General features: G+C 62.9%; 8 protein-coding genes. 7 read left to right on the top strand and 1 reads right to left on the bottom strand.

What is annotated here, in order from left to right; genetic code table 11:
• Nucleotides 1-478: ABC transporter permease (locus QOC69_RS05335; protein ID WP_526437109.1), on the bottom strand; the 478-nt coding region annotated here is incomplete at its 3' end.
• Between the two features lie 126 nt (nt 479-604).
• Between QOC69_RS05335 and QOC69_RS05330 the strand changes: the two genes are divergently transcribed.
• The 7 genes from QOC69_RS05330 to QOC69_RS05300 all read left to right on the top strand — a co-directional run.
• The gene (locus tag QOC69_RS05330) at nt 605-2,569 is read left to right on the top strand and encodes a flavin-containing monooxygenase (RefSeq protein WP_526437107.1); all 1,965 of its coding nucleotides are present in this window, start codon (nt 605-607) and stop codon (nt 2,567-2,569) included.
• Nucleotides 2,566-3,126 carry a cupin domain-containing protein gene (locus QOC69_RS05325; protein WP_526437105.1) on the top strand — a complete coding sequence of 187 codons (561 nt, stop codon included), beginning with the start codon at nt 2,566-2,568 and terminating at the stop codon, nt 3,124-3,126. Before QOC69_RS05330 ends, QOC69_RS05325 begins: the two co-directional genes overlap by 4 nt.
• Before the next feature lie 19 nt (nt 3,127-3,145).
• Nucleotides 3,146-4,063: an alpha/beta hydrolase gene (locus tag QOC69_RS05320; RefSeq protein ID WP_526437103.1), complete on the top strand. Its 918-nt coding sequence runs from the start codon at nt 3,146-3,148 to the stop codon at nt 4,061-4,063.
• 214 nt (nt 4,064-4,277) lie between these two features.
• On the top strand, nt 4,278-4,478 hold the full coding sequence (locus QOC69_RS05315) for a hypothetical protein (protein ID WP_526437101.1): 201 nt from the start codon (nt 4,278-4,280) through the stop codon (nt 4,476-4,478).
• On the top strand, nt 4,475-5,278 hold the full coding sequence (locus QOC69_RS05310; RefSeq protein WP_526437099.1) for an SDR family NAD(P)-dependent oxidoreductase: 804 nt from the start codon (nt 4,475-4,477) through the stop codon (nt 5,276-5,278). Before QOC69_RS05315 ends, QOC69_RS05310 begins: the two co-directional genes overlap by 4 nt.
• A 117-nt stretch (nt 5,279-5,395) precedes the next feature.
• Entirely contained in the window at nt 5,396-5,584 is a 189-nt protein-coding gene (locus tag QOC69_RS05305; protein WP_526437097.1) for a ferredoxin, read from the top strand.
• Nucleotides 5,581-6,394, top strand: an 814-nt coding sequence (locus QOC69_RS05300; protein ID WP_526437095.1) for a molybdopterin-dependent oxidoreductase, incomplete at its 3' end; no start/stop codon positions are given. The genes QOC69_RS05305 and QOC69_RS05300, both read left to right, overlap by 4 nt.

The raw sequence follows: 6,394 nt of genomic DNA, 5'->3' as shown, positions 1-6,394 counted from the left end.
CCCGCATGGCGTCGAGTTCTTCGCGCATGGCGCGCGCCCCGAAGTCGGACGCGATGGCCGAGGCCGCGGCACCACCCATCAGCAACCCCGCTGTGATCGGGGCACCCTGCCGGACGACGCCCACTCCACTCGCCGCGCCGAGAAGCGCCGTCGCTCCCACTTCGGCGACCAGACCCGAGGTCACGACGGTGACCATGGCCCCGAACGGAATGGCCATTAGCAACGCCGGCATCGCCGTTACCTTGAGCAATACCCAGGCCTGCCACAAGAACTCCCGGACCGGCATCCGCAAAGTAACGGTGTCGGTAACCGCGTACCGCAGCACCGCGACGGCGAGGCTTATGCCGCGTCCGGTGGTGCCCGCGGCCCGAACCGGAATCGCACCGGCTTGGGATGCCTGCCGGCCCGCCGTGACCAGTACGGGAGTGTGTGCCCGCGGCGGAGCGTCATCGCCAACCCGAGTGGCCAACTGTGTCATGCGCCACACCGTACATGTAAGTACTCACTGTCTTCAAGTGTTGCTTTGCAAAGCCTCTTCGTGCAGTATTCAGATAGGTGTAAGTACTTACTCCGTAATCGAAACCAACTACGTGTCAGGAGGGGCATGGTTGAGGATCGTGCCACCGGCGTGAGGGCCAAAGTCCAGGTCGAGACGGGAGTCCGGCGTGATCTCGCACGAGCCCTGGACGACGCCAACGTTCCCGTGCTTGTAGCGACACTCGCCCACCTGACCGCAGACCGCCGCTGGCTTGAGGCGCCCTACACGTTGGATCGCGAGAGCGTGCTGCGTGACGACCCCACCGGAGGGCTAGCTCCTGAGCACGTCACCGAAGTCCGCGCTGTCGCTGTGCAGGTGCTCATCGAACGGCGAGAAAATGGCCAGGATTGGTTAGGACGCCATGAGCACCTGGATCCGGGGATGTTCACCGACATCATGAGCGCGTGCGTCGCCGAGCCCGTTCCGGCTGAGTATGAGCCAATGGTTCGCGAAGAGATCGGCCTGGCTGCGCGAGCGGTCAATTGGCGGGTGACACCGCAGCCGAGCACACCAAGTCCTTTCCATGTCCTGATTGTCGGGGCAGGAATGTCAGGACTGTGCGCTGCGATACAGCTGAGCCGTCTTGGCGTGCCCTACACCATCCTCGAGAAGAATCCGAGCGTCGGCGGGACCTGGTTCGAGAACTCCTACCCCGGATGCCGCGTGGACGTTCCGAATCACTTCTATTCGTTTTCGTTTGCACCGAATCCCGGCTGGTCGAACCACTTCTCCGAAAGAGACGAGCTCTTTGCCTACTTCAACAACTGCGCGGCCGAGTACGGCGTGCTACCGCACATATGTTTCGACCACGAAGTCGTCGCGGCACGATTCGACGCCCATCGGCAACGGTGGATCGTCGACGCATCAACCCCTGACGGGGCAACGTCGCGCTTCGAGTCGAATGTTCTGATCACCGCGGTCGGGCAGCTCAACCGGCCGCTCATGCCGGAACTACAGGGGTTGGCCGATTTTGACGGCCCGGTGTTTCACTCAGCGACGTGGCGGCACGACGTCGAACTGCGCGGAAAGTCCGTCGCCGTCGTCGGAACCGGTGCGAGCGCCATGCAGTTCGCCCCGGCCGTGGCGAGCCTGGCCGACACGACCACCATCTTTCAACGATCACCGCAGTGGACTGTGCCGAACCCGCTTTATCACCGCAAAGTTTCCGACGAGACCAAGTGGCTGCTGACACATGTGCCCGCATATGCGGGCTGGTACCGCTTCGCGCTTCTGTGGAAGCTGTGTGACGGCCTGTGGCCGGCGCTGCAGGTAGACCCCGAATGGTCTGGGAATGGTCAATCGATCAACGCAGTGAATGAACGCGTGCGCGTGCGTCTGACCACGTATATCGAGCGGCAACTGGCGGGCAGACCGGATCTCGTCGCAAAGGCACTTCCTCCATACCCGCCGTACAGCAAGCGGCTACTCGTTGACAACGCCTGGTACGAGATGCTCAAACGGCCAGACGTCACGTTGGTTACCAACTCGATTTCGTATGTAACCACTGACGCGATCGTGACCGAAGATGGAACCCACCATCCGGTGGACGCGATCATCTGTGGCACAGGGTTCGCGGCCACGAAAGTCCTCTGGCCCATCGAGATCACCGGCAAGTCCGGCGAGAAGCTGAACGATGTGTGGAGCGGCGACGATGCTCGCGCATACCTCGGGATCGCTATGCCCGACTTTCCGAATCTCTTCTTTCTCTATGGTCCGAACACGAATCTCGGCCACGGCGGCAGCATCATTTTCCACGCCGAATGCCAAGCGAAGTACATCGCTCAGTGCATTCGCGAGCTGCTCGAAGGCGGCTACGGCGCAATGGAATGCCGCAGCGATGTGTTCGCCGACTATCAGAATCGACTCGATACCGCGCTCAACGCGATGATCTGGTCTCAGGTCGAGGTTGGAAGCTGGTACCGCAACAGCGGACGTCGGGTGGTGGCGAACAGCCCGTGGCGCCTAGTGGACTACTGGAACATGACCCGGGAACTCAGTGTCGCGGATTGGACATTCGAGGCACCACGATGAATTCGGGTATCCGTCGGGTTGTCACCGGTCACGACGTCAACGGTAAAGCCATCATTGCAAGCGACGAGGTGATTACGGGCAACACGTCCTGGGTCCGCCCCGGTGATGTGTTTCATCGTCTGTGGGGCTGGGAAGTCGCGCCCACACTTCCCGACGACGGAAGCGAGCCAACGACGCACGACTTCTACCCTCCGAACGGTGGAGCCAGATTCGTCGTCATCACGCTTGACCCTGACTCCGCGGAAACCGACTCGCCCCGTGTTGCGTTCTCGGAACTCATCGCAGAGTTCGCCAGGCTCCTCCCTGGGGCTGCGCAGTACGTTGACCGTGCTGATCCTCGATTTCACCGCACTCCCACGGTCGATCTCGCGGTGGTCTTATCCGGCCAGGTGACAATCGAACTGGATGGCGGCGACCGAGCGACGTTGTCCGCAGGCGACACCCTTGTTCAGAACGGCACGTCGCACGCGTGGATCAACGTCGGCCCAAAGTCCGCGCAGATTGGCCTCTTCATCACAGGTGTCTCGCACTCCGACGTTCCGTGTACACGTCCGTAAACATCTTGGAGATGGACATATGCCCTTGCACCCCGCTGCCGTCAACCTTCTTAACCGCCTCTCCGCAGCGGGAATTCGCGGCGTAGAGGAACTCCCCCTAGATCGCGCACGTCGGCTTATTGAGGGACTCACACAAATGGCCGGAGACGGACCGGGACCTGACAATGTGACGGTGCACAACGAATTTCTGCCACACCAAGGACCGATGGTTCGCGTATATCGCCCCACAGTGAGCAGCGGTGTCGCCATGCTGGTGTGGTTCCACGGCGGCGGATGGACGCTCGGCAGTGTCGAGGTCGACGACGTCGTGTGTCGTTGTCTCGCAGTGCAAGGTCAGGTCGTCGTCCTCAACGTGGACTACCGTCTCGCGCCCGAGAATCCCTTCCCGGCCGCATTGAACGACGGCCGCCGTGTGCTGGCCTGGGCACGCGAGAACGCGACTCGTTGGGGCGGCGATGCGACCCGTGTCGCGGTCGGAGGGCAAAGCGCGGGAGGAAACCTGGCGACTGCCGTTAGTTTGTCGTGCGCAATCGACGGAGAGGCCGCACCGTGCTTTCAATTGCTGGTCAGCCCGGCGCTCGACTCGTTGTGCTCAACCGATTCCTACAAGCGCTTCGGCGACGGCTACTTCCTGACCAAGGCCACGATGGAGTGGTCTTGGTCAACCTACGCTCCTTCGGATCTGGGCAATCCCCTCGTCTCACCCATCTCCGCCGAGCAGGTAGCCGACCTGCCCCGAACCATGATCGTGAGTGCTGAGTTCGATCCCCTGCGCGATGAGGCTGGCGCGTTTGCTCATCGAATGGTGTCTGGCGGCGGCCAGGCGGAGGTTCGCATGTATCACGGGATGATTCACGGGTTCTTCAGCATGCCAGGCACTTTCGAGACGGCGCGCGAAGCCATCGCCGACGCCGCTACCGCGTTGCGGCAGTTATGAGACAAGCCGAGAGGGTCCGGCGCCTCCTTGGAAGAGTTGCGAGACGAAGTCGCTGGCGCGCAGCGGGTGCTCCGGGTCGTGATGCCAGGCACTGGCGACTGCGATGTAACGGTCGGACAGTTCGCGACCGCACGCCCGACAATAGTAATCGCTTGCTATCTTTCTCCTGGGCTGCTACACAGATGAGGCACGCGAAAACCCCTGGGAGCAGACCGTGAGCTTAGTCATCGATACACCGCTGCAGCTCCCAACCGAGTGGTTCGCGGCCGCGGACCACGACTCTGGGACGCTGTCAACGGACGCCTCGATGACGAGCTCGCGCAGCCAACTGATCGGCACCGAGGCCTGCGCAAAGGTCCTACGGAGTGCCGCACAACTGGTCATCGAGCTCGACGCAGCGGACGTTGTCGAATGAGGGCACGAATCCCGCACCCCACTCGAGGATCGGTCGCGCTCGTAACGGGTGCGTCGTCAGGCATTGGACGGGAGCTCGCGCGGCAGCTAGCGGCGCGCGGTCACGACCTCGTGCTCGTGGCGCGGCGGCGGGAGCGACTGGAGCAGCTCGCCGAGGAGCTCCGCTCGGGTCACGGGACCCGCGTCGACGCGATACCTTGCGATGTCGCCAGGCCCGAGAGTCGGGAGGCGCTGGATCAAGAGGTCGCGTCGCTAGCGCTGACTGTCGACGTGCTCGTGCTGTCCGCCGGGCTCGGAATGGGCGGGGAGTTCATCGCCCAAGAGTCGGAGCAGTTGCAGCGAATGATGCGAACCAACGTCGAGGGAGTTGTGTCCGTAACCGGGCTGTTCGCCCCGGGCATGGCCAAACGTCGGCGCGGGGCGATCCTGATCGTTTCGTCGCTTGCGGGCAACCAACCGATCGCGCGCTCAGGCGTGTACGCGGCCACGAAGGCCGCGGTCACCTCATTCGGCGAGGCACTGCACGAAGAGCTGCGCCCGACCGGCGTCGCGGTGACCGTGCTGTGCCCCGGCGCCGTTGCCACCGAGTTCGCAGAAGTGGCCGCGATGGAGGAGACGATGCGGCGGTTGCCGGCAACAATGGTCGCCTCGGCGGAGGGAACGGCGCGCGCCGGGCTCGACGCCCTGGACCGCGGTCGGCGTCACGTCGTCCCGGGTCGAGGCTCGCAGCTACTGCACTTCGCCGGGGGGCACGCGCCGCGCGGGCTGTGGCTTAGGGCCAGCAACAGGTTGACGGTGTGAACGTGTCGATGACAACGGAGGAACGCGTGGCGATGGCCGAAGATCAGCAGCTCGCCCGATGCCCCGATGCTTTGAATCGACGGATCATGATCGCGCGAAGGTCCTGAGGAGCTAATCGTGAACGTGTCTGTCGATAGGACGCGCTGTCAAGGAATCGGACTATGCGAGGTGACGGCTCCGACACTCTTTGCGGTGGGTGATGACGGCCAAGCAGATGTACTTCGCCAACCCACCGCCGCGGACCAAAGTGCGGTAGAAGCGGCCGTTGGGAACTGCCCCACTGCGGCGTTGACGATCGAGCGATGAGCACCCCACGGACCACCGGATCTGCCGCCAGGCGCGCCGTTCTTTCGATAGACGTCCAAAACGGGAAGCCCGTCCCGGCGCAACGGCGGGAGGTGGCCTCGTACTGTCGCATCTGCGAGTCGCTGTGCGGGATCGTGGCGACAGTCGAGGGCAACCGCATCGTGGACATCCGTGGAGACGGCGACCATCCTGTCTCACGCGGATATCTCTGCAGCAAGGGCAAGTCGATGACCCGAGTGATCGAGGATCCCGATCGGGTGACCACGCCGTTAAAGCGGACCGGAGGCCCCGGAGAGTTCGCTCCGACAGACTGGAATCAGGCGTTGGGGGACGTCGCGGAGCGCTTAACCCGGATCCGCAACGAACACGGTCCGAACGCCATCGCGATGTACTTGGGCAATCCAGTTGCCTTCAGCCTCGGCGCGATGTTCTGGGCGAAAGGCATGATAGACGCCATCGGGTCACCACACGTCTACTCCGTCGGGCCCCAAGACACATTCGGACGACAAGCGGCGTCGCACTTCCTCTACGATTCGCCGGCATTGTTTCCCATTCCCGACATCCCTCGCACCGATTTTTTCCTCTGCGTTGGCGCGAACCCACTTATATCGCATGGGTCTGTGTTGACCTTGCCGCGTATCAAAGATGAGATGCAGGGCGTTGTCACACGAGGTGGGCGAGTAGTGATCGTGGATCCAATCAAGACCATGACGGCCCGCGCTTTCGAGCATGTCGCGGCGAGGCCAGGAACGGACGCCTGGCTGTTTGCCGCGATGTTGCAGGTCATCTTCAGCGAGAATCTGCACGATG

Source organism: Mycobacterium sp. (assembly GCF_032162105.1).
GTDB lineage: Bacteria > Actinomycetota > Actinomycetes > Mycobacteriales > Mycobacteriaceae > Mycobacterium.
Note: the sequence above shows the minus strand (reverse complement) of the source record. Positions and strands in the feature narration are given on the sequence as shown.